Raw genomic sequence first — 25,892 nt, 5'->3', positions numbered from 1 at the left:
CCTGCCGGGGTGCCGGTGTTCCTGAACGGCGCTCCTGCGGCTGGTGCCGGTCCGTGTCACGTTTCCGTGCGTGTGTTCCGTCGTAGCGGTGACAGCAAACGGCTTTCCCCACGAGGAGCACGTCATGGCCCGTATTTCCCTCGACCCGCACCGCTCACTCTTCCTGCGTGCGGCCCAGTGGTACTCGAAGCGCGTCTACGGCAAGATCCTCGACCCGGTCCGCGCGCTGGGGCACAACCCCAGGGTTCTCCGGGCCGATCTGCGCTTCGAGATGGCGGTGGGCAGGTGGAACAAGCTGGACGCGGATCTCAAGGCGCTGGCGGTGATGGCCTCCGCCGCCTCGATCGGCTGCAGCTGGTGCATGGACTTCGGACACTGGGAGAACAGGCAGCGCGGGATGGACGCCCGCAAGGTGCGTGATGTGCCCATGTGGCGGGAGAGCGACGCGTACACCCCGCTGGAACGGGACGTCATGGAGTTCGCGGAGGCCATGACGGCCAATCCGCCGGAGATCGACGACGATCTCGCCGGGCGGCTGGTCGCCGTGCTGGGTGAGGCGGCGTTCGTGGAGCTCACGGCGATTGTGGCGGTGGAGAACCTGCGGTCGCGGATGAACACCGCGCTCGGCCTGACCAGCCAGGGCTTCAAGGACCACTGCGAGATCCCGGCGCGGGAACAGGCCGAGGCCAGGGTCGCCGCCGGGGAGGTCCCGGCCGGCTGACGCCCGGGGTCGCCGCGGCACCGTGGCCACCTGAGGACGGTCCTGTACAGGGCTGGACTTCATCCAAGATCAGCTGTGTACTGTGACGCCGTGGCCAGAGTTCGGTTGAGCGTCCCGGAGAGGCGCGAGGAGATCCTCGGCGCCGCCGTCGAGCAGATCGAGGCTCGTGGCGTGGCAGCCGTACGGATCGCCGACGTCGCCGACGCGCTCGGGGTGAGCAGCGCCCTGGTGCTCTACCACTTCTCCACCAAGGAGAAGCTGGTGGCCGCCGCCTTCACCTACGCCGCCGACGCGGATCTGGCCCATCTCCGCAGGCTTCTCGGCCGGCGCACCACCGCGCTGCGCCGGCTGCGTACGGCGGTGCGCTGGTACGCCCCCACCGGGCAGGCGAAGGGCTGGCGCCTGTGGATCGACGCCTGGGCGGTCTCGCTGCGGGAACCGGCCCTGCGGGACGTGTCCCGCGCCCTGGACCAGCAGTGGAAGTCCGCCCTGACGGAGGTCATAGCCGAGGGCGCGGCCGCCGGCGAGTTCCCCTGCGAGGACCCGGCGGCGGCGGCCTGGCGGCTGACGGCGTTCCTCGACGGGCTGGCCGTCCAGATGACGTCGTACGCCGGCTCGCTGTCCCGGGCGGCGATGCTCCAGTGGACCGACGAGGCCCTCGCCCGTGAGCTGGGCATCGACCACGCCGAGCTGACGGCCACGGCGCGCTGAGTCCCCTGCTCCCGCCCACGACCGTGACGACGGAGCCAAGCGGTGACGACGGGCCGGGACGGTCACGGCGGCGGCACGGCTCAGGTCTGCCGCACCGGTTCGTAGACGGCGGCGTCCAGCCCGAACGTCCAAGCGACGCCCTCCTTCGCCGTGCGCGTCGCGGGCGGCACGCGCAGCCAGTACGTCCGGTGCGAGCCGTCGGGCTCCGGAGTGGAGTTGACCACCTCGACCATCACCACGTCCTCGTCGTTCGCGAGCGCGATCCGCCACAGGATGCCGGCCTCGTCGCGGTGCACGGGCTCGGCGCCGGACTCCGCCAGGTACCGGTCGTAGCCGTAGTACTCGAGCATCACGCGGCGCAGTTCCGCGTTCTCCTCGTCTCGTATCCGTTCCGGGGTCAGGGCCGTGAGTTCGCGGAGGAACTCGGCGGGCACGGGCATGCCGCGCCATGCGTGGAGCGCGAATCCGTCCGGGAAGACGAGCGCGGGGCCTTCGCCGTTGTCGAGCCGGCCGGCCTCGTCGCGGTGCAGCCGGGAGGGCCGTTCGCAGATGACGACGGCGTTCTCGAAGGGCCACCACCAGCCGGCGTGCTCCGCGACCCGGGCCAGGCCCGTCAGCCGGTCGCTTCGGCCGTCGAAGGCGGCGAGCCATGCCGCGTCGTGCTGACCGAGGACGGCGTCGAGCAGGACGCCCCTGATCCTCGTCTCCTCCGCGGCACGGTCGACGGCGTGCTCCGGCGCCTTCTCGAACAGCGCGTCCACTATGCCGGCGCGTATGCGGTCGGCCAGGGCTCGGGTGCTGTCCCACAGGAGCGCTCCGGTGCCGCTCCACAGCGCGGTCCAGCCGCCGGGGCCCAACTCGTCGTGGACACGCCGCCGTTCGTCGGCCCAGGGGCGGGTGCGCACCTCGTCGCGCACGGAGCGCCCCGGGTCCTGAAGTCCTTGGAGGGCGGTCACACCCGAGAGGGGCGAGTCCGCCCAGACGATCCGGTCGGGTGCGACGAGCCCCGCCGCACCGTAGGCGAGCCGCACGCCCTCCTCCGCGGCGGCCCGGTCCGCCGGTCCTGTCGCCGCCGCGATCGCCCGCCACTTGTCCGCATACTGCATGTGAAGTCCCGTCCCCTGTCGTCGTTCTGTCCGTCGTGCTCCGCCGCCCGCCGCCCGCAGCGGCTCAGTCGGCGACGATCCGCACCGCGCCCGGCAGGTACTCCCGCTGGCGCACGACCCGGTACCACCCCTTCGGCAGCGGTATAGCCGCGTGCTCCTCGTGCACCACCCGGCCGCCTTCCGGGAGGTGAAGGAGCATCGGTCCGAACGGCCCGGGCTCGCGCACCAGTCGGCCGGGGCCCGTGACCGCGTGGGCGTGGCCCGTGACCTCGCCGAGGGCGAGCACCATCCGGCCGCGTGCGTCCCGTGGCTCGCCCGGAGCGTCGGTGACGTGCGGTGGCACGGCGTGCTCCGCGACGGACACGATCAGGACGTCCCCCTGCCGGTACATGGCTCTCCCCTTCCCGCCGGCCGCCCGCTGCGTCCGACCTGTTCCCGACGTTAAGGGGCGGGTCTGACAACGGCGTCCGGCGCCGCCGCCGACTCCGGCCGCCCCGCGGGCGGGGGTGTCAGTGGCCCTTGGTAGAACTGCTCACACGTCAGCCGATCAAGCCTCACCGGTGTCTGGAGCCTGTCATGACCATCTCGGACCATCTGCAGGAGTGGTACGGCCTGCCCGCGTTCGACTTCCCCGACTCCGGGGCACAGGCCACGTCCGGGACCGTGCTGCCGGCGCCTGAAGATGTGGCCTGGCGGATCTCCGTCGACTCCTACGAGAGCGAGGAGGAGTGGGAGGAGGCGTTCGCCCGCTTCGCCGCGACGGTGGACACGACCCGGGTGCGCGCGCTGATCGTCGGCTCGTGGAGCGACGCGTACGACTCCGGTCCCGGCGAGGTCATCTCGGCGCTGCTCGGCGCGACGGAGAAACTGCCGCGGCTGCGCGGGCTGTTCATCGGCGACATCACGTTCGAGGAGTGCGAGATCTCCTGGATCAACCAGGGTGAGGTGACCCGGCTACTCGACGGCTTCCCGCAGCTCGAGCACTTCGGTGTGCGCGGCGGCCAGGATCTGGTGTTCCCTGCGGTCAAGCACGAGCGGCTGGAGACCCTGGTCGTGGAGAGCGGCGGTCTGGACGTGGCCGTGGTCCGCGGGATCGCGGCGAGCGACCTGCCGGCGCTGGAGAATCTCGACCTGTGGCTCGGCACGTCGTGGTACGGCGCGAACGCGGACGTGTCGGACCTGGAGCCGTTCCTGTCGGGGACGAGGCTGCCGAGGCTGCGGTCTCTGGCACTGCGCAACAGCGAGATACAGGACGAGATCGCGGTGGCGCTCGCCGGCGCTCCGGTCGTGGCGCGACTGGAGATGCTGGACCTGTCGATGGGCACCCTGGGCGACGACGGTGCGGAGGCACTGTTGAACGGCCAGCCGCTGACTCACCTCAAGAAGCTCGATCTGCATCACCACTTCATGAGCGAGGCGATGGTGCAGCGCCTGTCCGACGCCCTGGTGCCTGCCGGGGTGGAGCTCGACGTCTCCGAGTCGGAGGGCAACGGGTCCGGCGACAGGGAAGACCGATACACGGCCGTCGCCGAGTGACCGGCTCCTCCCGCCGTCCGTCCGGTCCTCCTCTCGCGGTCGTCGGCAATCCGGCCAACCGGCGTGTCGCGCTCTTCCAGGACGCGCTGTGTGCGGCGGGAGCGCCCGCCGCGCGGGTGGTGCCCTGGCTCGACGTACTGCGCGGCCGGGCGGAGTTCCGTCCGGGCGAGCTGGTGCGGATCGACTCCCCGGGCGAGGACCGCGAGGTGGAGCGGGCGCTGCGCGGCGTGGACGATCCGACCCGCGTGGAGGGTTCGGCTCTGTGGTACGAGCGGTTCACCGCTGCCGTACGCGACATCGCGGTCCGGGCGGAGGCGGGCGGGGCACGGCTGCTCGACGATCCGTCGGAGCTCGCCGTGCTGTTCGACAAGCGGCTGTGTCATGCGGCGCTGCTCACGGCGGGCGTGGCGGTGCCCGGGTCGCCGACCTCGGGAGCGGCCGCGCCGCCGGTGCGCGGCTGGGAAGATGTGCGTTCGCTGCTGGCGGCGACCGGCATGCGGCGGGTATTCGTCAAGCCGGCGCACGGCTCGTCCGCGTCCGGTGTGATGGCCCTGGAGACGGCGGGCGGTGGACGGGTGCAGGCCACCACGTCGGTCGAGCGGGACGCGGAGGGCCGTCTGTTCAACTCCCTGCGAGTGCGGCGCTACGGCTCCGAGCGCGAGGTGTCCGCGCTGGTCGACGCGCTCGCTCCGGACGGCCTGCACATCGAGCGCTGGCTGCCGAAGGCCTCGCAGCACGGCCGGGTCGCCGATCTGCGGGTGGTGGTGGTCGCAGGCCGCGCCACCCACGCGGTGGTGCGGACCAGCCGATCGCCCATGACCAATCTTCACCTGGGCGGCGTGCGCGGCGACCTCGCCGAGGCCCGTGCCTCGACGGAGGCGGCGGGCGGCAGTTGGGCCGCGACCCTGGCGGTCTGTGAGCGGGCCGCTGCCTGCTTTCCCGGTGTCTCCCGCGTCGGGGTCGACCTGCTGCCGGCGACCGGATGGCGGCGGTTCGCCGTCGGAGAGGTCAACGCCTTCGGGGATCTGCTGCCGGGGCTCACCGGGATGCCCGGCAGCGGCGCGGAGGGCCAGGACACTTATGCGGCGCAGGTCGCCGCCGTACTACGCGGGACGAGGAACCACCGACGTGCGACACCCTGACATCACCACCGGACGCGGCCAGGAGGTGCCGGCCCCGACCGGCACCCCCGACATGAACGAGGTCGTGGGGCGGGACGACCTGCTCCTCGTCACGCTCGACACCCTGCGTTTCGACGTCGCCGCCGAACTGGCTGCCGCCGGGCGGCTCCCGAACCTGGCCCGTCATCTCCCGGACGGCGTCTGGGAGAAGCGGCACGCCCCGGGCAGTTTCACGTACGCCTCCCATCAGGCGATGTTCGCGGGGTTCCTGCCCACGCCGGCCGAGCAGGGGCCCCATCCGAGGCTGTTCGCCGCCCGTTTCGCCGGCAGTGAGACCACCGCCGGACGCACGTTCGTCTTCGACACCCCCGACCTCGTCTCCGCCCTGGCCGGGGCCGGCTACCGGACCGTGTGCATCGGCGGTGTCGGTTTCTTCAACAAGCAGGGGCCGCTCGGATCCGTGCTGCCGGGGATGTTCCAGGAGAGCCACTGGGAGCCCTCGTTCTCGGTCGCCTCTCCCACGTCCTTCGAGGCGCAGGTGGAGCGGGCCGAGCAGGTCGTGGCCTCGCTGCCGCGCGAGCGCAGGCTGTTCCTGTTCGTCAACGTGCCCTCCCTGCACCAGCCCAACTGGTTCCATCTGCCGGGAGCGACCCGGGCCGACGGTGACTCCCGGGAGACGCACGCCGCCGCGCTCGAGTACGTCGACCGTCACATCGGGCGGCTGTTCGCCGCCGCGAGCAGCCGTCGGCAGTGCTTCGCGATCGTCTGCTCCGACCACGGCACCGCGTACGGCGACGGCGGTTTCATCGGTCACCGCCTCGGCCACGAGGCCGTCTGGACCGTCCCCTACGCCCACTTCTTCCTCGAGGCCTCAGCATGAGCACCCGCGCGTCGACCCCCGTGACAGCCCCCGCGGCCCCCGCCGGCCCCGGCTCTCCGCGCCCCTACCAGAGCTACGTCTACGCCTATCCGCACAAGACGGCCTACCGGCCCCTTGAGGACCGGCCGGCGCTGCGTGAACTGTGGGCACCGGAATCCAAGGACTCTCTGTCCCTCTATCTGCACATCCCGTTCTGTGAGGTCCGGTGCGGTTTCTGCAACCTGTTCACCAGGATCGGCGCCCCTGACGAGCTGACCGGGCGTTACCTGGACGCCCTCGACCGGCAAGCGGTCGCCGTGCGCGAGGCCCTCGGGGACGGCGCCCCGGTGCGTTTCACGGCAGCCGCGTTCGGCGGCGGTACGCCGACGTTCCTGACGGCCGGGGAACTGGAGCGGCTCTGCGACATCGCCGAGAAGCGGATGGGCGCCGACCTGAGCGCGGTGCCGCTGTCGGTGGAGACGTCGCCGGCCACGGCGACCGCGGACCGGCTGGCCGTGCTCGCCGAACGCGGCACGACCAGGGTCAGCATCGGCGTGCAGAGTTTCGTCGACGCGGAGGTGAGGGCCGCGGTGCGGCCTCAGCGCCGTGCCGACGTGGAGGCCGCGCTCGGCCGGATACGGGACGCACGGATCCCCGTCCTCAACATCGACCTGATCTACGGCATCGACGGTCAGACCGAACGAACGTGGCTCTCGTCGCTCGACGCCGCCCTCGGCTGGGAGCCGGAGGAGCTGTATCTCTACCCGCTGTATGTGCGCCCGCTGACCGGTCTGGGCCGGCTGGGGGCGGCGGGTGACGCTGCCTGGGACGAGCAGCGTCTGCGTCTGTACCGCGCGGGCCGCGACCATCTTCTCGCCCGCGGGTACGAGCAGGTGTCCATGCGTATGTTCCGCCGCGCGGGCGCGCCGCCGTCGGCCTCCGACGACCATGCCTGCCAGACGGACGGCATGATCGGGCTGGGCTGTGGCGCCCGCTCCTACACGTCGTCCCTCCACTACTCCTTCGACTACGCCGTCGACATGGGTCAGATCCGCCGCATCATCGACGACTTCGCGGCGACGGAGGACTTCTCCCGGGCGGAGGTGGGCCGGCGGGTCGACGAGGACGAGGCGCGCCGCCGGCACCTTCTGCAGTCGCTGCTCCAGGCCGAGGGGATGGACGTGGCCGGCTACCGCGAGCGGTTCGGCGCGGCTCCCGCCGGCCATTTCCCGGCGGAGCTGGAGCGGTTCGCCTCCCGCGGCTGGCTCGACGCGGCCGCCGCGCCCGGCCGGTTGAGGCTGTCGCCCGAAGGGCTCGCCCATTCCGACGCCCTGGGCCCCGAGCTGTTCTCGCCCGCGGTCCGGGCGGCCATGGCCTCGTACGAGCTGAAGTGAGCGGCTCCATGGATCTGACCGTGCTGTACCGGGGCCCGCTGTCGTCGTGCGACTACGACTGCCCCTATTGTCCGTTCGCGAAGCGCCGCGACAGCCCGGAGCAGCTGCGCGCGGACCGTGCCGCGCTGGAGCGCTTCTCCAGGTGGGCCGCAGGGCAGACCGGGGACCGGCTGTCGGTCCTGTTCACGCCGTGGGGCGAGGGGCTGGTCCGTTCCTGGTACCGCCGGACCCTGACGGAGTTGTCGCACCTGCCGCACATCCGCCGGGTCGCGATCCAGACGAACCTGAGCTGCCGGACGGACTGGCTGGCGAAGGCGTGCCCGGAGACCCTCGCCCTGTGGTGCACCTTTCACCCCGGTCAGACGCCTTACGACCGGTTCATCGACAAATGCAGGGACCTGATACGGCGGGAGATCCGTTTCAGCGTGGGCATCGTCGGCTTCCCGGGCCATCTGGAGGAGGCGCGCAGACTCCGCGCCGACCTGCCCGGCCACATCTATCTGTGGGTGAACGCGCCCGAGGGACGCGAGCTCTCCGAGGCGGAGGCACAGGCCTGGACGGAACTGGACCCGCTCTTCCCCTACAGCCGTCACCCGCACCGCTCCGCGGGGCTGCCGTGCCGCACGGGCGAGAGTGTCGTCTCGGTGGACGGCGAGGGGACCGTGCGCCGCTGCCACTTCGTCCGCGCCGAGCTCGGCAATCTCTACGACGGCTCGTACCGCCGCGCGCTGCGCCCCCGCGCCTGCCCCCTCGCCGTGTGCGACTGCCACATCGGGTACGTCCACCTGGAGACGCTGCCGCTGTACGACGCCTTCGCCGGCGGAGTCCTCGAACGGATCCCGTCGCGCATTCCCCCAGCGGTCCCGTCCGCCCTCGCCTAGGAAGCGCGCCGACCCGTGGGCAGACGGGTTTCGTCGGGTCCGTCGCTGCCGGCGAGGTGGGGGCGCCCGCATCGCACCGGCATGCGCAGGGCTGGGGAGTCTTCGCCCTCATGAAGCGTTGATGCTCCCGTCCCGTGCGGTCCCGGACGTCACGCCGTCGGGACCCGCACGAGACGTTGCTACGCGCCTGGGCGGCCGGGTTCACGACGGCCGGTGCCACGGCGGTGCTCGCGCTGCCGCACCTGGCGACCGGCCGCACGGGCCCTCCCCCCAGTGGGCGCGCGGCACGCCCGGGACGGCCGATGTCGGTGAAAGCGAGGGTGGCGACGGCGACCAGGGGCCAGCAGGGCCGGGCCAGGGGCGTGGGCCGCCGACGTTGTCCTGGGCGGTGCGGAAGTCCGGCTGTTGCCGGGCGGTCCGCCACACCGGCGCCGCCTCGGCGGTCCGGGCACCGGACCGCCTTGCGTCTCAGAGCGGCAGCAGGTCGGGGCGCTTGGCCTCCACATGATCGCCGGAGCTCTCGCCGCGGAGTCGCCGCCCGATCCAGGGCACCAGATACTCGCGCGCCCACTGGATGTCGTCCCGGCGCACCTCGAGCGTCCCTCGCGGGGGCAGCGGCGGCCACTGCTGGTCGGGGTCGGCGGGCACCTCGATCCCGAGGACCTGAGCGGCGCGCAGCGCGACCCTGGTGTGCCCCTCGGGTGACAGGTGGAGCCGGTCGGCGTCCCAAGCGCGCCGGTCCTGGACGGACTTGAGCGACCACAGGTCCAGTACGGGGCACCCGTAGCGGTCGGCGATGGCCCGTACGTGGGCGGTGTACGTGGCGATCTTGCCGCGCAGATGCCGCAGGACCGGCACGTCCCGGGTGTCGAAGCCGGTGGTCACCATGACGGTGCCGACCGAGCCGGCGAGGTCGGCCACCGCGCGTTCGAAACGTTCCGCGACGTCGTCGGGGTCGGAGCCGGGCCGGATGATGTCGTTGCCGCCGGCGCAGAAGGTCACCAGGTCCGGCGCGAGCTCGCGCGCCCTGGGCACCTGCTCCTCGACGATCTGATCGAGGAGGCGGCCGCGTACGGCGAGGTTGGCGTACCGGAAGGAGTGCTCCGGCATCCGGTCGGCGAGCAGGACGGCGAACCGGTCCGCCCATCCGACGAATCTCCCGTCGGGCCCCGGGTCCCCCACGCCCTCGGTGAAGCTGTCACCGATCGCCGCGTACGACCCGAATACGCCACTGTTCTCTGTTCTCGAATCGTCTGCCACGGGAGCACATCTTTCCTTTACTGATGTGACCTACGCGACCGTAAGGCGGGGTTGACGCGCCGTGATCTTTACCACCCGTCAAATTCCGGCCGGGCGGAATACGCGGAAGCCCCCGCTCCGCATGATGCGGAACGGGGACTCACCGGTGGACCGGCGCGACCGGACGACTCAGAGGGAGACGCCGTGCTCGCGCAGGTAGGCCAGCGGGTCGATGTCCGAACCGTACGAGGGTCCGGTGCGGACCTCGAAGTGCAGGTGGGGACCTGAGGAGTTGCCGGTCGAACCCGACAGTCCGATCTGCTGACCACCGGTCACCGACTGCCCGCTGGAGACGGCGAGCGAGGAGAGGTGGGCGTACTGGGAGTAGGTGCCGTCCGTGTGCTGGATGACGACCTCGTTGCCGTATGCCCCGCCCCAGCCGGCGGAGACGACGGTACCCGCGCCGATGGCCTTGACGGAACTGCCGGTGGGGGCGGCGAAGTCGACACCGGTGTGGTAGCCGCTGGACCACATGGCACCGGAGGCCCGGTACGGGGTGGTGACGCCCGCGTCGACGGGGGCACTGAAGCCGGAGCCGGACGCAGTGCTCGCGGCCTTCTTGGCGGGGGCCGCGGCCTTCGGCGCCTCGGCCTTGGGGGCCTCGGCCTCCGGCGCGGCGGACCGCGAGTCGTCGCGCGACGGGCGGGTCGGGGACTCGGAGCGGGGCTCCGGGTCGTTCGTAGCCTTGTTCTTCGCGCCGATCGTCAGCTCCAGACCAGGGTGGATCAGCGACGGGTCGGCACCGATGACACGGCGGTTGTCGTTGAAGAGCTGCTTCCAGCCGCCGCGGACGTCCTGCTCGTCGGCGATCTTCGACAGGTAGTCCCCGGCGACGACCGTGTAGGTCTTGGGGGCCTTCTTGGCGGTCGGCGCCGCCGCGGTCGCGGAGGCAGGGGCCGCGGCGGCGGTCTTCTCCGCTGCGGCCGGGGTCGCGGCCGGGGCGGCATTGGCCGTGGTGGCGCCGAACAGCGGGAGCGCGATGGCGGCGCCACCCGTACCGGCGACGACGAAGCCGCGGGTGATCGGGTTGGTCTTGGGACGGCGGTGCTTACCCTTCGCGGGCATGGCGCATTCCTCTCCGGCGCCTGCGAGGTGAGCTGTCGGGTTCGGGCTGGAGATGCCCGGTCGCACACTTCATGCGACTTCACCCCAAGCCGTCCGGATTGTCCGGATACGGCGTACTACCTGGGTCCCCCGCTCCTGCCACGCGTGGATAGGTTCGAATTCCGGTCGGCGGCAGGATTAGGCGGTCCGTCCGGATTGAGCGTGACCGTAGGCGAGTCGGGCAGCGTGGGACAAGCCACGATTTTCCACGATCAATGACCGGCGCCTCGCCCGCACCGATTCCCGGTCACCCTCCGTCGACAAAGGGCGGCCAATCGCCTTGCCGACCAAGGAATTCACATCAGCGCCGCGGCCACAGAACGTCACGGATATGACGCTGCTCACGGGCCGGGGCCCATCTCCCCTTCTTACGGGGCACGTTATACGCAACCATCCAATTCGGACAGAAGGATCATTTAGCCACCTAGTCCCGCACTTGCCCATCAAATCCCGCCACTCTTGCCCCACTTCGCCGTCCGGCGGCTGAAGCCGTGGCACCTGTCACTTCCGGCTCCCCGGACCGGGGGCTCCCTCCCATCGCCTCCCCCGCGCCTCCCGCGCTCCGCCGGTTTCCGCGCAACTGGCCGACCGACCCCCTTTTGCAATTCCCCTGCCCGCTTACGCGTAAGGCGAATTGGAACCGGTGGATCACATCCGCCCCGGAGCCGGATCACGGTGGCGTCGAAATCGCCCTCAGCCCGGTGTGAATTCCGTGGTCAAGCAGCACCCCGCGAGGGCGGACCGCTCCGGCGCACACACGTAGGCCGCCGTCGCCTCCACACCGCGCAGCCGGAGCGCCGGCGGGCGCTCGCCGTAGCGCTGGGGCTGGAGCAGCGCGAGCACCACCGCCTCCTCGCCCCGTACGCACTGCACGGCGCCGAGACCGCCCTGCGGGCCCGCAGCCGGTACAGCTCGCCGTGCTGGACCAGCGGCCTGATCTCCTTGTAGAGCCGGACCCGGTCACGCGCCTCCGCCGGCTCCGCCTCGCTCCAGGCCGAGAGGTCCCCCCGACGTCCAGCAAGCCCGCCATGGCGCTCACGAACCAAAAGCGCAGACTGCTGCGGCGACCGTTGAGCTGGACGCCCGGGCTGTCGGTGACCCGTGCCGCCACGACCCGGGCCGGGCGCAGCCGACTGAAGCCGTCCTGGACGGCGAGCCGGTCCAGCGGGTCGGTGTTGTCCGATGTCCACACCTGGTCGGTGCGGGTGAGGGCGGAGGGTGTAGCTGCTCGTGGAGCCGAAGAGGACCCAGGTGTGCCCCTTGCCGACGTTCTCGATCATCTGGCCCCTCGGATACTCACAGGTCCGCACGGGCCCGCACATCGTCCGCCGGGCGGCCCGCGGCGGCAACGGCGCACAGGGCACGCCGACACCCGTGCGGGACGGCCAGGACGATCGGCCGATGGGCGCGTGTCGTATGGTCGAGGCCGCGCCATCGCCCGGCGAACAGCGCCGGCGACTGTCCTCCGAAGGAGTCCCCGTGACGCAGCAGCTGCCGCAGGTCCCCTCTACAGAGCCCGAGCTGACCGGGGTCCGTAACTTCCGGGACGTGGGCGGCCTGCCGACGACGGACGGGCGGCGGGTGCGGTCCGGCAGGCTCTTCCGCAGCGGGCACCTGGCACACGCGACGGCGACCGACGCCGCGTTCCTGTCGACCCTCGGCCTCCACACGATCTTCGACTTCCGCAACGCGGCGGACCAGAAGCTCGAGGGGCCGGACATCGACCTGCCCGGGGTGCGCAACGTGAACCTGCCGCTGAGCGACCCCGCGGACGGCGCGGAGTTCTGGAAAATGGTCCGGGACGGGAACCTGGACCAGCTGAAGTCGATCCTCGCGGACGGCAAGGGCGCCGGCCGAATGATCGCCTCCTACCGGATGATCATCAAGGAGCGAACGGCGGAGCACAGCCGCGTGCTGCACGCCCTGGCCGATGACAGCGTCCCCGCCCTGATGCATTGCGCCGCGGGCAAGGACCGCGCCGGCCTGTCGATAGCGGTGTCACTGCTCGCCGTCGGCGTGGAGCGCGACGCCATCGAGGCGGACTACCTCAAGTCCAACGACCCGCACCGCCGTTACAAGGTCCGGCGCAGCGGCAACGGACCTGACGCCATGTCACCCGAGGTGATGGAGCTGCTCGGCCCGCTCTTCGACGCCCGCGCCGAGTACCTGGCCGCGGCCTTCGAGGCGATCGAGGAGAACTGGGGCACGACGGAGCGGTACCTCACCGAGGGTCTGCGGCTGTCCCCGCAGACGCGTGAACGTCTGCGGGAACGGCTGCTCGACGAGGGCTGAGCCCTCGCCCGTCACTGGTTCTGGCCGCCCACCAGGAACAGCAGGTAGAGGAACCCGGCGATGATGTGGCCGGCGATGAGGTAGGCGAAGAGCCTGATCACCAGTCCGCGCGGGAACCGCTCCTCGCGCGGGCTCTCGCCACCGGAGGTGCGCCTGTCCAACGGGTCGTACGACATGCGGGATCACATTCCTCGGTGGTCAGGGAGGGGGTGCGGTTCCGGGGCCTGCAGCAGCGTGTGCACGAACAGCATTTCCGCCCCCTCGGGGCCGGCCGCCGCGATGCGGTGCGGGGTGAGCGAGTCGAAGTGCGCACTGTCACCGGCGGCCAGCTCGTGTACGGCGTCCCCGAGGCCGAGCCGCAGCCGCCCGCGGACGACGTGGAGCCATTCCTCGCCGGGGTGGACCCGTACGAGGTCGCCCTGCACGCCGTACGGCACGAACACGCGCAGGGCCTGCATGGCCCGCCCCGGGTTGCCGGCCCGGTGGTAGTCCCAGCCGGCCGCGGCCGGCTCGCGGTCGCGGTCGCGGTCGCGGCCACGGATGACCGGATCGCGTTCGGCGGGCTGCTCACCGAGCAGTTCGGCGACCGTCGTACCGTAGATGCGGGCGAGGGCGAGGAGCATCGGCAGCGAGGGCTGCCGCTGCCCCGTCTCGAGCCGGGAGAGATGGGCGGGCGAGAGGCCCGCCCGCTGTGCGGCGACCTCGAGGGTGAGTCCACGGCGGTGGCGCAGGTCGCGCAGCCGGGGCGCCATCTCGGGCAGCACCTCGTCCGTCGGCTCTGTGGAGGCGGTCATGCCTCTCATTGGGCCAGAGTATTGCCTGCGAGGCAAATCGCTTTGCCTCGCAGGCAAAAGTCCGGCTCAGCGGTTGGCGACCGCCTGCTTCATCAAGGTCTTGCCGAAGTCCCACATCAGACCGCCACCGCCGTGCGCGTCCTCCATCACGGCCTCGAACGCGCCGACGAAACGGTCTACCTCCTTCTCCCCGATGATCAGCGGCGGGATCAGCTTGATCACTTCCGTGTGGTCCCCGGAGACCTGGGTGAGGATCCTGTGCCGCTGGAGCAGCGGCACCACCACCATCTGCGCGAACAGTCCCTTCCGGGCCGCCTGGAGCACCGTCCAGCGACTGCGCAGCTTGATCGACTCCGGCCGCCCGAACTCGATGCCGATCATCAGCCCCCGGCCGCGCACGGCGTGCAGCAGCTCGTACCGGTCGACGAGCGACGCCAGGCGGGCCCGCAGCAGCTCGCCCGTCACCCGTGCGTTCTTCACGATGTGCTCGTTCTCCAGCACCGACAGCACGGCCAGCCCCGCCGCCATCGCCTGGGCGTTGGAACCGAAGCTCGCCGAGTGCACCAGGACCCGGTCCATCGACGAGTAGACCTTCTTGAAGATCCAGTCCCTGCCGAGGGTGGCGCCGACGGGCACATAACCGCCGGACAGCGCCTTCGCCACGCAGACGAGATCCGGCTCGACACCCGCCTCGTACTGGAAGGCGTAGAAGTCGCCGGTACGCCCGAGGCCCGTCTGCACCTCGTCCGCGATCAGCAGCGCCTTGTACTTGTGCAGCAGTTCCTGGGCACCCCGCAGGAATCCGGGGGGTGTCGGATGGACGCCCTTCCCCTGGACCGGTTCGACGATGAAGGCGGCCACGTCGCCGCGCACCAGCTCGCGCTCCAGTGCGCCGAGATCGCCCATCGCGATGGCGGTGTCCGGCAGCAGCGGGGAGAAGCCGTCGCGGAACCCGTTCTCGCCGTTGACCGACAGCGCGCCGGTCGTCAGCCCGTGGAAGGCGTGCGTGCAGTACAGGACCCTGGGCCGGCCGGTGACGTACCTGGCGAACTTCAGCGCCGCTTCGACGGCCTCCGCCCCGCTGTTGCCGAAGAACACCCGGTCCAGGTGCGGCGTGTGCTCGAGCAGCTTCTCCGCCAGCAGTCCGGGCAGCGGCTGGCAGTCGAACCGGACGAGGTCGGCGAGCGAGGCGTCGATGACGTCGTGCAGCGCCTTGTTCACGACGGGGTGGTGCCGGCCGAGGCCCATCACCCCGAAACCGGCGAGCATGTCGAGGTAGTCGTTGCCCTCGGTGTCGTAGAAGTAGGCCCCCTCCGCCCGGTCGTAGACCTTGTCGAACCCGATGGTGCGCAGCATGCGCGGCAGTTGGTGGTTGAGGTACCGGGCGTGCAGCTCGTAGCGCTCGTCACCGCGCCGCGCCAGCAGTTCCGCCAGATCGAAGCTCTTGGGCCGCTCGGTCATTCCTCGGCTCTCCTGGTCCAGAGTGTCGGTCGGTCACATGCCGGTCACCGGCTCCCGGAGACCGTCTCGCGGGCTGCCCGCAGCGATTCCTTGAGCGATCCCATGGTGGCCAGGACCGCGGTGGGCTCGTAGCCGCAGTGGGCCATGCAGTTGGCGCAGCGGGGGTCCTTGCCGCGGCCGTACTTGTCCCAGTCCGTGTCCTCGACGAGTTCGCGGTAGGTGGGGACGTAGCCGTCGCTCATGAGGTAGCAGGGGCGCTGCCAGCCGAAGAGGGAGTAGTTGGGGATCGCCCACGCGGTGCAGGGGAAGTCGGCCCTGCCCTCGAGGAAGTCCAGGAAGAGCGGGGAGTGGTTGAGCCTCCAGCGCCGCCGGTTGCCGCCGGCGAAGGCCTTCCGGAACAGCTCCCTGGTCTGCTCGACGCCGAGGAAGTGCTCCTGGTCTGGCGCCTTCTCGTAGGCATAGGCGGGCGAGATCATCATCTCGTCGACCTTGAGGTCGTCGTTGAGGTAGTTCAGCACCTCGATGACCGTTTGCGGGGTGTCGGTGTTGAAGAAGGTCGAGTTGGTGGTGACCCTGAAGCCGCGGCGCTTGGCTTCCTTGATCGCCGCGACCGCCTCGTCGAACACGCCCTCCTTGGCGACCGATTCGTCGTGCCGCTCCCGCAGTCCGTCGATGTGCACGGCAAAGGCGAAGTAACGGGAGGGCGTGAACTTCTCGATCTTCTTGCGCAGCAGAACGGCGTTGGTGCAGAGGAACACGTACTTCCGGCGGGCCACCAGCTGACGCACGATCTCGTCGATCTGGGGGTGCATCAGCGGCTCACCCCCGGCGATGGAGACCATCGGAGCACCGGACTCCAGCACCGCGCCGACCGCCTGCGCCACCGGCATCCGCTGCTTGAGCACCCCGGCGGGGTGCTGGATCTTGCCGCAGCCCTCGCACGCGAGGTTGCACGCGTAGAGCGGCTCGAGTTCGACGATCAGAGGGAACTTGTCGCGCTTGCGGAGCTTCTGTTCGAAGAGATAGGTCCCGACCCTGACGGTCTGGCGGAGCGGCATGGCCATCTGGCTCACCTCCTGGGGAGCAGCAAAGAACGGTGCCATTCAAGAAATGCGGGCATTACGGCACGAAGGACACGGAAGGCTGATATTCCACCGCGGAGTGTGCCGATCCGCACCAGTTCATGTTCCGGGGCGTCCACGACCACCCGGACGGCCGCAACGGGACGCGGCCCGGTCTCCATGGCGCTGTTCAGGGTCGCCGCCGACTCCATGTCCGCCGCGATCGCTCCCGCCGCGAGCAGCTCCGCACGCTCGTGGCCGCGCACGACATGGTCCACGCCGGTCAGCGGGCCCCGGTGCACCGTGCGCCCGGGGACCGCCCTTGCCACGGCCTTCATCAGCAGGTCCGTGTCTGTGCACGAGGTGGAGACACCGCCGAGCCGGGCCTCCTCGACGACCACGAGGTCTCCCGGGTGCATACCCGGGGCGAGCCCCGCGCAGAAGCCGGACGCCACGACCGCCGCCTCCCGGAACGGCTCGGTGCCGCACGCGGCGCGCACGGCACGGCCGGCGTTGGCCGGCCCCATGCCGGTACGCAGGACGGTCGCGCCGCTCCCGCCGCGGCGCCGGTCACCGGCGCGCAGCGCGAACTTCTCGATGCCGAGCGCACAGGCGATCAGCAGCGGAACGGCCGGGACGACCGGCTCCTGCGCCTCCCCCATCAACCCTCCTCACGGGCGGCCGCACGGCCCACCGGCGGTTCCCCGTGCAGGAAGCGGCCGAGCGCGGTGAGAGGGAAGACCTGCCGGTACAGGTGGTAGTTGATCGAGAAGTCCCAGGGGAAGCCGGTGCCCGTGAAGTACGGCTCGTCCCATGAGCCGTCCGGCCGCTGGGTCCGTGCCAGCCAGGCGACACCCCGCTCGACGGCCTTGCTCTCCCGCTCACCGGCCGCCAGCAGGGCGAGCAGCGCCCAGCCGGTCTGGGAGGCCGTGGAGGCGCCGCGGCCGATCGACTGCTCCTCCCGATAGGAGCGCAGATCCTCGCCCCAGCCGCCGTCCTCGTTCTGGATGGACTCGAGCCAGGTGACCGCCCGGCGGACCGCCGGGTGGGAAGCGGGCAGCCCGGCTGCGATCAGGGCGGGCACCACCGCCCCCGTGCCGTACACGTAGTTGACTCCCCAGCGGCCGAACCAGGCGCCGCTCGGCTCCTGTTCCTGCAGCAGCCACCGCACGCCGCGCCGGGTGCGCGGGTCCTCTGCCATGCCCTCGTGGGCGAGCATCTCGACGACGTGCGCGGTGACGTCCGCCGACGGCGGGTCGATCACCTCGCCGAAGTCGCAGAACGGCAAGCGGTTCGGGAAAGGGCTGGTGTTGTCGGCGTCGAACGCTCCCCAGGCGCCGTTCCGTGACTGCATGCCGAGGTTCCAGCGGGTGCCGCGGGCCACCGCCGCCTCGACCCGCTCCGGGTCCGGGTGCTTCACCCGCCGCAGGGCGAGCACCACTTCGGCCGTGTCGTCGATGTCGGGGTAGTTGTCGTTGTGGAACTCGAACGCCCAACCTCCGGGCCCGAGTCCGGGCCTGCGCACCGACCAGTCACCGGGCCGCACGACCTGCTCGCTCAGCATCCAGTCCGCCGCCTTCACCAGCGCCGGGTGGTCGGCGGGCAGACCGGCGTCGGCGAGGGCGATGGTGGCGAGGCAGGTGTCCCAGACCGGGGACTGGCAGGCCTCGATCATCCGGACGGGGAGACCGTCCTCCTCACGGTGGACGGCGAAGCGGTCGAGCGACTCCAGCCCCACCCGCATGACGGGGTGCTCGAGGTCGTAGCCGAGCAGATGCAGGGCGATCACCGAGTACACGGCCGGCGGCTGGATGCCGCCCCAGCAGCCGTCGTTCTCCTGCCGCTCGATGATCCAGCGGGCCGCGACGTTCATGGCCGCCCGGCGCAGCCGGCGGGGCGCCACCTTGTGGTAGAGGTGCAGCGCCTTGTCGGCGCGCTGGAAGAAGCCGTCCCAACTGGCCGCGGGGGCGAACCGCTTCCGCGGGTAGGGCATCGCCGGGTCGGTGTGCAGCTCGTCGAGGGCGAACGGGGCCGGCCGCACCGGCCGCTTCGCGGAGACGATGGTCAGGGGCACGATGGTCTGCCGCGCCCAGCAGCCGAAGTCGTAGATGTTCAGCGGGACCCACTTGGGCAGGAGGACCAGCTCCGGCGGCAGCTCGGGCAGGTCGTCCCACTTCCACCAGCCGAACAGTGCGAGCCAGATCCGGGTGAAGACCCGGGCCGCCGCGATGCCGCCCCTGCTCCGGACCCAGGAGGCGGCCCGCTGCATGTGCGGGTCGTCGGGACGGTCGCCCGCCAGCCGCAGGGCGACGTACGCCTCGATGGTGGTGGACAGTTCGCCGGGGCCGCCGTAGAAGGTCGCCCAGGTGCCGTCGTCCCGCTGCTGCCCGCGGATGAAGCGGGCGGATGCCTCCACGGTCGCCGCGTCCTGGATGCCGAGGAACTGCCGCAGCAGCAGGTCCTCCGCGTCCATGGTCACGTTGGTCTCGAGGTCGCCCTTCCACCATCCCTGGGCGTCCTGCCGCGCGAGCAGATGCTCGACGGCCCGTTCCGCGGCACGTCCGGCCGCTTCCCGTACGTCGGTGCCCGGTGCGGTGGTCCGGGCGGCGGTCGTCGTGGTCGTGTCGCCGGCAGTGGCAGCACCGGCCCGTACGGGCCCGCTGCTTCCGTCGGTCGTCGCTGTCATAGGTTCCCCTTCGTTGCAGTGGTCTCTGCTGAGCCGGGGTCTGACGTCGGCCGGTGACGATGACGTCACCGGCCGGCGACGCGCTTCATATGGTGCGGCTGTTGTTCCGGTCGGTCCTTGCGATGGTGATGGCGATCATCTCTTTCGTACGACGACGAAGTCCGCGAGCGCGACGAGCTGGGCGCGGACCCGTTCCGGCATGTCGACACCGTCGAGGGCCTCGATCGCGACGGCGTGCTGACGGCGGGCCTCCTGGGAGGTCCACTCCCGGCCGCCGGCCTCCTCGATCAGGGCCGCCCGGGTGGCGAACTCCTCCTCGGAGAAGCTGGCGAAGTCGCTGCTCTTGGCGTCGGCGGCGAGCAGCTCGCCGAGCCGCTCGGAGGCCGGACCGCCGGCCGCGAGCGCCGCGACGACCGGGAGGGACTTCTTGCGCTGGCGCAGGTCGCTCCAGGTCTGCTTGCCGGTGGCGACCGGATCGCCCCAGATGCCGAGCAGGTCGTCGACGGCCTGGAAGGCCAGACCGAGGTGGTGGCCGTACGCCTCCAGCGTGTCGGCGGTCCGCTCGTCGGCCCCGCCGAGAACCGCGCCGATGGAGACGGCGCAGGCCAGCAGCGCACCGGTCTTGTTTCCCTCCATCTCCAGGCACTCCTCGACGGTGACCCGCTCGCGGTGCTCGTAGGAGATGTCCTGGGCCTGGCCGTCGATGAGCTTGCGGGACGCGGTCGTGAGCCGGCGGGTGGCCCGCCCGGCCTCCACGGTGCCGCTCTCCAGCAGCACTTCGTTCGCCAGCGCGAAGAGCGCGTCGCCTACCAGGATCGCCAGGGCGGGCCCGTGCACCTTCCAGACCGTGTCGCGGTGGCGGCGCTGTTCGTCGCCGTCCATCAGATCGTCGTGCAGGAGCGAGAAGTTGTGCACCAGCTCCACGGCGACGGCCCCGGGGATGCCGACCTCGGGCGCTGCGCCCGCCGCCTCCGCGGACAGCAGCGCCAGCGCCGGGCGTACGGCCTTGCCGCCGTCGCCGTCCGACGGTCGTCCCTGCGCGTCGATCCAGCCGAAGTGGTAGGCGGCGACGGTGTCCATGGGCGGCGCGAGCCGCTCCACGGCGGCGCGCAGCACCGGCGTGGACAAAGTCCGTCCCCGCTCCAGCAGCGCGGAGATGTCGACATTCTCCGCGCTCTGCGCGGTGTCGTCAGCCGGGTACGCCGAGTGCACTGTCGGCACGCTTTCTCCTCTGGTTCCAGTACTGGTGCTCACGCCGCCTCCTTGAGGGGATGTTCATGGCAGCGGCCGAGCGCGGAGAGCGCAGCACCCGCGGCACTGAACCCGCTGCGCACGGCGCCCTCCATGGTCGCGGGCCAGCCGGTGGCAGTCCACGCGCCAGCAAGGTACAGCCCGGTGGCGCGTGTGTGCGCGGCCGGCCGCAGCCTGCCGACGCCGGGGGACGGAGCGAAGGTCGCCGCACGCTCACGTGTGACGAAGAAATCCCGTACCTTCGCGCCGCGCGCGGCCGGCAACAGCCTTTCCAGCTCCGGCAGATACCTCTTCCGCAGCACGGAGACGGGTTCGTCGATCTCGTGGTGCGCCGCGGACTGTGAGACCGCGAGGTACTGGCCTTCCTTGGCGCCCGACGCCTCCGTGCGGTCGAAGACCCACTGGACCGGCGTGCCGAGCGCGGCGAAGAAGGGCCGGCGCAGCACCCTGCGGTCGTACAGCACATGGACGTTGAGGATGGGGGCGGTGCCGATGTCGAGCAGCCGGTCGGGGTCCTCCAGCGCGCCGGCCGGGAGCAGGGCGTGGGCCTCGCGCTGCGCGACGGCCAGCACGACGGTGTCGGCGTCCAGTTGCTCGCCGTCCACGTCGACCTGCCAGCGGCCGTCCGCGGGCCGGCTGATCCGCCTTACCCGGGTGCCCAGTTCGGTGCGCACCCCGGCCGAGTCGAGAGCCTTGCGGGCGAGTGTGTCGTGCAGGTCGCCGAGCGGCACCCGGGCCCAGCCGATGTCGGCGGCGCCGGGCTCGGACAGCAGCCCTGTCTTGAAGACCATCGCGGCGAGACCCAGGGACGCCTGCGGTGCCCTGGCGTTGAGGGTCGCTACGCCGACGAGGTCCCACAGGGCGGCGACGGCGCGCGGCGACTGGCCGTGGCGGCCGAGCCAGGTCGCGAAGTCGACGCCGTCCAGTGCCGGGTCGGTGGGGTCCAGCCCTTTCAGTGCGAGCGCTGCACGGCCGACGCCCGCCCGCTCGGCGAGCGAGAGGTGCGGGTAGCCGGCGAGGCTCCCGGCGAGGTGCAGCGGTACGGGCAGCGCGGAGCGCCGCAGGCGGCCGAACCTCGGCCCCTTCCTGGCGGCGACGTCGAGGACGGGCACGTCCAGGCGGTCCTGGACCGGGGCGAGGTGCGCGCCGTCGATCCGGTCGAGGAACCAGCGGTAGGCGGTGCAGCAACGCAGGTACACGTGCTGGCCGTTGTCCACGGTGAGCTCGCCGCGGCGGAACGAGAAGGCGAGCCCGCCGAGCCGTGGCCGGCTCTCGAGCAGGGTGACCCGCACCCCCGCGTCGGCGAGCTGGAGCGCCGCGGTGACACCGGCGATGCCGCCGCCGACCACCACCGCGTGCCGGGAGTCCATGCCGCCGGCCGTCATCCGCGTGCCTCCCTCGTGAACCGATTGCCGCCGGGCACGTGACGTGCCGCGGCCGCCACCGTCAGTGACGCGGCGGCGGGCCGGCCGGTTGCCCGCCGCGCGGGTTCGGGTGACTGCGCCGCGGCCGGGTCCGTGATGTCCGTCCGGGGTGTCACCGGCGCCCTCCGTGGGTCTGGCGGCCGATGTGGCGGGCGTCCAGGCCGGACAATCCGCGGACGGCGACGTACGCCTTCTCACGTCCCGGCAGGGAGACACGCCCGCGCAGCACCGCGTCCGGGTCGCGTTCGATGCGGTCGAGGAGCCGGCGATAGATGCCGGCCATGGCCGCGACGCACGCGCCGCTGCGCCGGTCCAGCATGGGCAGCAGACGGTAGCCTTCGGCGAACAGGGCACGGGCGCGCCGTACTTCGAAGTGGACCAGGCCGGCGAAGTCGGAGCCGGGCGGCGGTGTCGTTCCGTGAAAGCCGTCGGAGCAGCCGAACTTGGCGAGGTCGTCGGCCGGCAGGTAGGTGCGGCCGTTGGCCGCGTCCTCGGCGATGTCCCTGAGGATGTTGGTGAGTTGCAGGGCGAGGCCCAGCGTATCGGCGTACTCGGCTGCGCGGTCGGCTCCGCGCGCGCCGGGCTGGGTACCGAACACGCCGAGCGAGAGCCGCCCGATCGCGCCGGCCACGCACCGGCAGTAGGCCTTGAGGTCGTCCCAGGTCTCGTACGTCTCGCCGCGGACGTCCATCAGCACGCCGTCGATGAGCTCGTCGAGGCCACCGAGCGGCAGCGGGAAGCGGCGTGCGGAGTCGCAGAGCGCGACGGCGACGGGGTCGGTGTCGTCCTCGTCGACGGCGCCCTGCCTGATGCGTTCGAGCAGCTCGCGCGTGGCTTCCAGCCGGTCCTGCTTGGCCTGCGGCTTCAGCGTGCCGTCGCCGATGTCGTCGACGCGCCGGGAGAACGCGTACAACGCCGACATGGCCTGGCGCTTGTGCGGCGGCAGGAGCCTGATGCCGTAGGCGAAGTTACGGGCCTGCTGTCCGGTGACGGCCTCGCAGTAGCTGTACGCGGCCTGCACCGGCGCGGTCGGCACCTGGGTCGGTCCCTCCATCGTCCGGTTCATCCCTCTCTACGCGCTCTTCGCAAGACGGTCCCCACTTCACGCAGCAGCCTCGGCCTGGTCGCTCTGGGCGGTGCGGGCAGCACATCATGTCCGGCGGCGGCGAGCGCGGCGAGCGCGGCACGCCCACCGCCGACGAAACCCGCCAGCAGCAGCCGCAGCCGCCCTTCGACGGAGCCGACCAGCCCGATGCCCTCGTCGAGCAGCGCCCGCGCCCGCTGCGCCTCGAAGGCGATCAGGGCGCGCACCGCGGCGCCCGCGGTCGGTGCGGCAAGGTCGGCCTCCGTGATGTGGAAACGTTTCATGTCCTCTGCCGGCAGGTAGATCCGGTCGCGGGCGAGGTCCTCCGCGACGTCCTGGAGGTGCTCGACGATCTGGAGCCCGGTGCACACGGCGTCGGAGCGGCGCAGCCGCTCGGGGCTCGTCGTGCCGGTGATGCCGAGGACGAGCCGGCCGACCGGGTTCGCCGACAGCTCGCAGTAGGCGAGGAGGTCGTCGTACGTCTCGTAGCGGCGTACCAGCTGGTCCTGCCGGTTGGCGGCGATCAGGCCGAGGAACGGCTCGGGGGTGAGCGAGCGCCGCGCGACGGTGGGCCGCAGTGCCCGCAGCAGCGGGTGGCGCGGGGCGTCGCCGGACAGGTCGAAGACACGGCGCAGGTCGGCCTCGAAGGCGTCGAGGAGAGCGAGCCGGTCGTCGGCCAGGTCCGGTCCGATGCCGAGGTGGCGGGCGTCGGCGCCGCCGGGCGTCAGATCGCCGTCGCCGATGTCGTCGACGAGCCGGGCGTAGCCGTAGACGGCCATGAGGTCGTCCCGCCAGGCGCGGGGCAGGAAGAACGGGGCGACGGGGAAGTTCTCGTCGGCGGCCTTGTCGAGGGTGCCGCGGGCCGGGTCGTCGGCGCGCGGGTGCACGGTGCCCGTCACTGCGCGCTGCCGGGAACGGAGACGGCGATGGGCTCGCGGAGCTGGAGACTTCCCGTCATGGCCATCACATCTCCCGTTCTACACTGTCTACTCAATACATCCCATTTCGGACACGCCGCCGCACGCTGTGCCGCTTGCCTGCCACCCCGCGACCGAAGGCCCGGCCGATCGGATCGCGACATATCGCCCCACTTGCCGCGATTCGGTCCCGGTACAGCTTACGTTGTACAAAGCCGAACGACGCCCCGGGGTCCCGTACAGAACGGAACAACACCGCGTTCGGGTCCAACCTTCCCGGATCCCGGGCAAGTTGACTGCCCGTCGACGGACCGGTGCACCGCACCGCCGGAGGCCGGCGGCAAGCGGAAGGCCCTCGCCGGCCGACCGGCGAGGGCCTTGCGGGCGCTGGGGAACCGGGGCTACTTGCCCGTCTCCTTCTCGTACGCCTTGATGACCTCGTCGGTCGGACCGTCCATCAGGAGTTCGCCCTTCTCCAGCCACAGGACCCGGTCGCAGGTGTCCCTGATCGACTTGTTGCTGTGGCTCACGAGGAAGACCGTGCCGGCCTCCTTGCGAAGCTCCCTGATGCGCTCCTCGGAGCGGATCTGGAATCGGCGGTCACCCGTGGCCAGCGCCTCGTCGATCATCAGGACGTCGTGGTCCTTCGCCGCGGCGATGGAGAAGCGGAGCCTGGCCGCCATGCCGGAGGAGTACGTGCGCATCGGCAGGGTGATGAAGTCGCCCTTCTCGTTGATGCCGGAGAAGTCGACGATCCCCTGGTAGCGCTCGCGGATCTCCTCGCGCGACATGCCCATGGCCAGGCCGCCGAGTATGACGTTGCGCTCGCCGGTCAGGTCGTTCATCAGCGCGGCGTTGACGCCGAGCAGTGAGGGCTGGCCGTCGGTGTAGACCTTGCCGCTCTCGGCCGGCAGCAGACCGGCGATGGCGCGCAGCAGGGTCGACTTGCCGGAGCCGTTGGTGCCGATCAGGCCGATCGCCTCGCCGCGGTAGGCGGTGAAGGTCACGCCGCGCACGGCGTGGACCTTGCGCACACCGCGCGCCTCGCCCTTCTCCCGGCGCAGGATCCGGCTCAGCGCCGCGGTAGCGCTGCCCTTTCCGCCGCTGCCGGCGTTGACCCGGTACACGATGTGCACGTCGTCGGCGATGACGGTCGGGACGCGCGCCCCGGCTCTGTTGTCGATGTTCTCAGCCACGGCCGTACCGCTCCTCAGCCTTCCAGAAGTACACGAAGCCCGCGAAGCCGACCAGGAGGGCCCAGCCCAGACCGGCCGCCCAGACGTGCGAGGGCAGGTTCTCGGAACCGTAGCCGTCGATCAGCGCGAACCGGATGAGGTCCATGTAGACCGCGGCCGGGTTGTACATGAGGACGTCCGCGATCCAGGCCGGCTTGTCGGCGAGCATCACCGGGATGGAGAACATCACGCCCGAGGCGTACAGCCAGGTGCGCATGACGAACGGCATCAGCTGCGCCAGGTCGGGGGTCTTCGCTCCGAGCCTGGCCATGATCAGGGCCAGGCCGGTGTTGAACACGAACTGCAGCGCGAGCGCGGGGAGCACCAGCAGCCAGGACAGGGCCGGGTAGCTGCCGAGGCCGACCACCACCGCCACCAGCACGATCATCGAGAACAGCAGCTGCTGGAGCTGCTGGAGCGCGAAGGAGATCGGCAGCGACGCCCGAGGGAAGTGCAGGGCGCGCACCAGCCCCAGGTTGCCCGAGATCGCCCGCACACCCGCCATCACCGAGCTCTGGGTGAAGGTGAACACGAACACACCGGTCACCAGGAACGGGATGTAGACCTCGGTGCTGAAGCCCCGGTCCGCGTCCAGGATCAGGCCGAAGATCAGGAAGTACACCAGCGCGTTCAGCAGCGGCGTCGCCACCTGCCAGAGCTGCCCGAGCTTCGCCTGGCTGTACTGGGCCGTCAGCTTGGCCTGCGAAAAGGCCACGATGAAGTGGCGGCGGCCCCAGAGCTGCCTGATGTACGAGGCCAGGCCCGGGCGGGCGCCGCTGACGGTCAGGCCGTACTTGGCGGCGAGCTGTGACGGGGACAGGCCGTCGTCCTGCGACGGCGTGCGGCTCGTCAGGATGGCACCGTCATGGGTTGTGTCACTCACAAGTTGAAACTTTCGTCTTCAAGATGCGCGGCAGTTCGGGGCGCGGCCTCAGCGGCTCGTCGCCCCGATGCT

The 25,892-nt window shown here is 71.3% G+C and carries 24 protein-coding genes, 1 pseudogene and 1 riboswitch; of the genes and pseudogenes, 8 read left to right on the top strand and 17 right to left on the bottom strand.

The features are described 5' to 3' along the window. The first annotated feature begins 124 nt into the window (after positions 1-124). Positions 125-721, top strand: coding sequence for a carboxymuconolactone decarboxylase family protein (locus MDN94_RS22830; protein WP_482727736.1), 597 nt, complete (start codon positions 125-127; stop codon positions 719-721). A 90-nt stretch (positions 722-811) separates the two neighbouring features. After that, positions 812-1,432, top strand: coding sequence for a TetR/AcrR family transcriptional regulator (locus MDN94_RS22825; protein ID WP_482727735.1), 621 nt, complete (start codon positions 812-814; stop codon positions 1,430-1,432). Between the two features lie 80 nt (positions 1,433-1,512). Here MDN94_RS22825 and MDN94_RS22820 read toward each other — a convergent pair whose 3' ends face one another. Together MDN94_RS22820 and MDN94_RS22815 are read right to left on the bottom strand one after the other, a co-directional pair. Continuing rightward, entirely contained in the window at positions 1,513-2,538 is a 1,026-nt protein-coding gene (locus MDN94_RS22820; RefSeq protein ID WP_482727734.1) for a DUF6745 domain-containing protein, read from the bottom strand. Between the two features lie 64 nt (positions 2,539-2,602). After that, complete coding sequence (locus MDN94_RS22815) at positions 2,603-2,929, bottom strand: hypothetical protein (RefSeq protein WP_005308854.1); 327 nt, start codon at positions 2,927-2,929, stop codon at positions 2,603-2,605. Between the two features lie 185 nt (positions 2,930-3,114). Between MDN94_RS22815 and MDN94_RS22810 the strand changes: the two genes are divergently transcribed. From MDN94_RS22810 to MDN94_RS22790, 5 genes are read left to right on the top strand one after another with little or no spacing between them, the layout of a single operon-like run. After that, positions 3,115-4,074: an STM4015 family protein gene (locus tag MDN94_RS22810; protein WP_482727733.1), complete on the top strand. Its 960-nt coding sequence runs from the start codon at positions 3,115-3,117 to the stop codon at positions 4,072-4,074. After that, on the top strand, positions 4,071-5,216 hold the full coding sequence (locus MDN94_RS22805; RefSeq protein ID WP_482727732.1) for an STM4014 family protein: 1,146 nt from the start codon (positions 4,071-4,073) through the stop codon (positions 5,214-5,216). The genes MDN94_RS22810 and MDN94_RS22805 overlap by 4 nt, the downstream gene beginning before the upstream one ends. 52 nt (positions 5,217-5,268) lie before the next feature. Continuing rightward, on the top strand, positions 5,269-6,075 hold the full coding sequence (locus MDN94_RS22800; RefSeq protein ID WP_482728213.1) for an STM4013/SEN3800 family hydrolase: 807 nt from the start codon (positions 5,269-5,271) through the stop codon (positions 6,073-6,075). Beyond that, the gene (locus MDN94_RS22795) at positions 6,072-7,448 is read left to right on the top strand and encodes an STM4012 family radical SAM protein (RefSeq protein ID WP_482727731.1); all 1,377 of its coding nucleotides are present in this window, start codon (positions 6,072-6,074) and stop codon (positions 7,446-7,448) included. Before MDN94_RS22800 ends, MDN94_RS22795 begins: the two co-directional genes overlap by 4 nt. Before the next feature lie 8 nt (positions 7,449-7,456). Further along, positions 7,457-8,329, top strand: a complete 873-nt coding sequence (locus MDN94_RS22790) for an STM4011 family radical SAM protein (RefSeq protein WP_482727730.1) — start codon at positions 7,457-7,459, stop codon at positions 8,327-8,329. A 468-nt stretch (positions 8,330-8,797) separates the two neighbouring features. Here MDN94_RS22790 and MDN94_RS22785 read toward each other — a convergent pair whose 3' ends face one another. The 3 genes and pseudogenes from MDN94_RS22785 to MDN94_RS22775 form a co-directional block, all read right to left on the bottom strand. Then, complete coding sequence (locus MDN94_RS22785) at positions 8,798-9,589, bottom strand: SGNH/GDSL hydrolase family protein (RefSeq protein WP_482727729.1); 792 nt, start codon at positions 9,587-9,589, stop codon at positions 8,798-8,800. Positions 9,590-9,757: 168 nt separating this feature from the next. Continuing rightward, entirely contained in the window at positions 9,758-10,693 is a 936-nt protein-coding gene (locus tag MDN94_RS22780; RefSeq protein ID WP_482727728.1) for a M23 family metallopeptidase, read from the bottom strand. Between the two features lie 2 nt (positions 10,694-10,695). Further along, positions 10,696-10,874: riboswitch (cyclic di-AMP (ydaO/yuaA leader) on the bottom strand. A gap of 517 nt (positions 10,875-11,391) precedes the next feature. Further along, positions 11,392-11,942: pseudogene (locus MDN94_RS22775) on the bottom strand (alpha-galactosidase); the annotation flags it as partial. A 269-nt stretch (positions 11,943-12,211) separates the two neighbouring features. On the opposite strand from MDN94_RS22775, the gene MDN94_RS22770 reads away from it, so the two are divergent. Continuing rightward, on the top strand, positions 12,212-13,024 hold the full coding sequence (locus tag MDN94_RS22770) for a tyrosine-protein phosphatase (protein WP_482727727.1): 813 nt from the start codon (positions 12,212-12,214) through the stop codon (positions 13,022-13,024). 11 nt (positions 13,025-13,035) lie between these two features. Here the strand turns inward: MDN94_RS22770 and MDN94_RS22765 are convergent, their stop codons facing one another. From MDN94_RS22765 to MDN94_RS22710, 12 genes are all read right to left on the bottom strand, one after another. After that, the gene (locus MDN94_RS22765; RefSeq protein ID WP_441262009.1) at positions 13,036-13,200 is read right to left on the bottom strand and encodes a DUF6126 family protein; all 165 of its coding nucleotides are present in this window, start codon (positions 13,198-13,200) and stop codon (positions 13,036-13,038) included. 6 nt (positions 13,201-13,206) lie between these two features. Beyond that, a complete protein-coding gene (locus MDN94_RS22760; RefSeq protein WP_482727726.1) occupies positions 13,207-13,818 on the bottom strand; it encodes a helix-turn-helix domain-containing protein in 612 nt (203 codons plus the stop codon). Positions 13,819-13,884: 66 nt separating this feature from the next. Then, positions 13,885-15,279: an aspartate aminotransferase family protein gene (locus tag MDN94_RS22755; RefSeq protein WP_482727725.1), complete on the bottom strand. Its 1,395-nt coding sequence runs from the start codon at positions 15,277-15,279 to the stop codon at positions 13,885-13,887. 44 nt (positions 15,280-15,323) lie between these two features. After that, positions 15,324-16,343, bottom strand: coding sequence for an adenosyl-hopene transferase HpnH (gene hpnH / locus MDN94_RS22750; RefSeq protein ID WP_356623666.1), 1,020 nt, complete (start codon positions 16,341-16,343; stop codon positions 15,324-15,326). 5 nt (positions 16,344-16,348) lie between these two features. Continuing rightward, positions 16,349-17,002, bottom strand: coding sequence for a phosphorylase family protein (locus MDN94_RS22745; protein WP_482727724.1), 654 nt, complete (start codon positions 17,000-17,002; stop codon positions 16,349-16,351). Then, positions 17,002-19,026 (bottom strand): squalene--hopene cyclase, encoded by a 2,025-nt coding sequence (gene shc / locus MDN94_RS22740; RefSeq protein ID WP_482727723.1) that lies wholly within the window; start codon positions 19,024-19,026, stop codon positions 17,002-17,004. The genes MDN94_RS22745 and shc overlap by 1 nt, the downstream gene beginning before the upstream one ends. Before the next feature lie 135 nt (positions 19,027-19,161). After that, on the bottom strand, positions 19,162-20,238 hold the full coding sequence (locus MDN94_RS22735) for a polyprenyl synthetase family protein (protein WP_482728212.1): 1,077 nt from the start codon (positions 20,236-20,238) through the stop codon (positions 19,162-19,164). A gap of 38 nt (positions 20,239-20,276) precedes the next feature. Beyond that, entirely contained in the window at positions 20,277-21,662 is a 1,386-nt protein-coding gene (gene hpnE / locus MDN94_RS22730) for a hydroxysqualene dehydroxylase HpnE (RefSeq protein WP_482727722.1), read from the bottom strand. Between the two features lie 151 nt (positions 21,663-21,813). Beyond that, the gene (gene hpnD, locus MDN94_RS22725) at positions 21,814-22,767 is read right to left on the bottom strand and encodes a presqualene diphosphate synthase HpnD (RefSeq protein ID WP_482727721.1); all 954 of its coding nucleotides are present in this window, start codon (positions 22,765-22,767) and stop codon (positions 21,814-21,816) included. Further along, positions 22,764-23,684 (bottom strand): squalene synthase HpnC, encoded by a 921-nt coding sequence (gene hpnC / locus MDN94_RS22720; RefSeq protein ID WP_482727720.1) that lies wholly within the window; start codon positions 23,682-23,684, stop codon positions 22,764-22,766. The genes hpnD and hpnC overlap by 4 nt, the downstream gene beginning before the upstream one ends. 419 nt (positions 23,685-24,103) lie before the next feature. Beyond that, positions 24,104-24,898, bottom strand: coding sequence for an ABC transporter ATP-binding protein (locus MDN94_RS22715; RefSeq protein WP_441261999.1), 795 nt, complete (start codon positions 24,896-24,898; stop codon positions 24,104-24,106). Beyond that, the gene (locus MDN94_RS22710) at positions 24,891-25,820 is read right to left on the bottom strand and encodes an ABC transporter permease (RefSeq protein ID WP_482727719.1); all 930 of its coding nucleotides are present in this window, start codon (positions 25,818-25,820) and stop codon (positions 24,891-24,893) included. Before MDN94_RS22710 ends, MDN94_RS22715 begins: the two co-directional genes overlap by 8 nt. Positions 25,821-25,892: the final 72 nt, after the last annotated feature.

Source organism: Streptomyces sp. WAC00040 (assembly GCF_056835925.1).
Note: the sequence above shows the minus strand (reverse complement) of the source record. Positions and strands in the feature narration are given on the sequence as shown.

Excerpts from the sequence above, each read along its gene's own strand:
- hpnE (WP_482727722.1), bottom strand. The coding sequence starts at position 21,662 with ATGACGGCCGGCGGCATGGACTCCCGGCACGCGGTGGTGGTCGGCGGC.
- MDN94_RS22765 (WP_441262009.1), bottom strand. The coding sequence starts at position 13,200 with ATGTCGTACGACCCGTTGGACAGGCGCACCTCCGGTGGCGAGAGCCCG.
- MDN94_RS22830 (WP_482727736.1), top strand. The coding sequence starts at position 125 with ATGGCCCGTATTTCCCTCGACCCGCACCGCTCACTCTTCCTGCGTGCG.
- hpnH (WP_356623666.1), bottom strand. The coding sequence starts at position 16,343 with ATGGCCATGCCGCTCCGCCAGACCGTCAGGGTCGGGACCTATCTCTTC.
- MDN94_RS22745 (WP_482727724.1), bottom strand. The coding sequence starts at position 17,002 with ATGGGGGAGGCGCAGGAGCCGGTCGTCCCGGCCGTTCCGCTGCTGATC.
- MDN94_RS22760 (WP_482727726.1), bottom strand. The coding sequence starts at position 13,818 with ATGACCGCCTCCACAGAGCCGACGGACGAGGTGCTGCCCGAGATGGCG.
- MDN94_RS22820 (WP_482727734.1), bottom strand. The coding sequence starts at position 2,538 with ATGCAGTATGCGGACAAGTGGCGGGCGATCGCGGCGGCGACAGGACCG.
- shc (WP_482727723.1), bottom strand. The coding sequence starts at position 19,026 with ATGACAGCGACGACCGACGGAAGCAGCGGGCCCGTACGGGCCGGTGCT.
- MDN94_RS22790 (WP_482727730.1), top strand. The coding sequence starts at position 7,457 with ATGGATCTGACCGTGCTGTACCGGGGCCCGCTGTCGTCGTGCGACTAC.
- MDN94_RS22780 (WP_482727728.1), bottom strand. The coding sequence starts at position 10,693 with ATGCCCGCGAAGGGTAAGCACCGCCGTCCCAAGACCAACCCGATCACC.
- hpnD (WP_482727721.1), bottom strand. The coding sequence starts at position 22,767 with ATGAACCGGACGATGGAGGGACCGACCCAGGTGCCGACCGCGCCGGTG.
- MDN94_RS22800 (WP_482728213.1), top strand. The coding sequence starts at position 5,269 with ATGAACGAGGTCGTGGGGCGGGACGACCTGCTCCTCGTCACGCTCGAC.
- MDN94_RS22815 (WP_005308854.1), bottom strand. The coding sequence starts at position 2,929 with ATGTACCGGCAGGGGGACGTCCTGATCGTGTCCGTCGCGGAGCACGCC.
- MDN94_RS22810 (WP_482727733.1), top strand. The coding sequence starts at position 3,115 with ATGACCATCTCGGACCATCTGCAGGAGTGGTACGGCCTGCCCGCGTTC.
- MDN94_RS22755 (WP_482727725.1), bottom strand. The coding sequence starts at position 15,279 with ATGACCGAGCGGCCCAAGAGCTTCGATCTGGCGGAACTGCTGGCGCGG.
- MDN94_RS22795 (WP_482727731.1), top strand. The coding sequence starts at position 6,072 with ATGAGCACCCGCGCGTCGACCCCCGTGACAGCCCCCGCGGCCCCCGCC.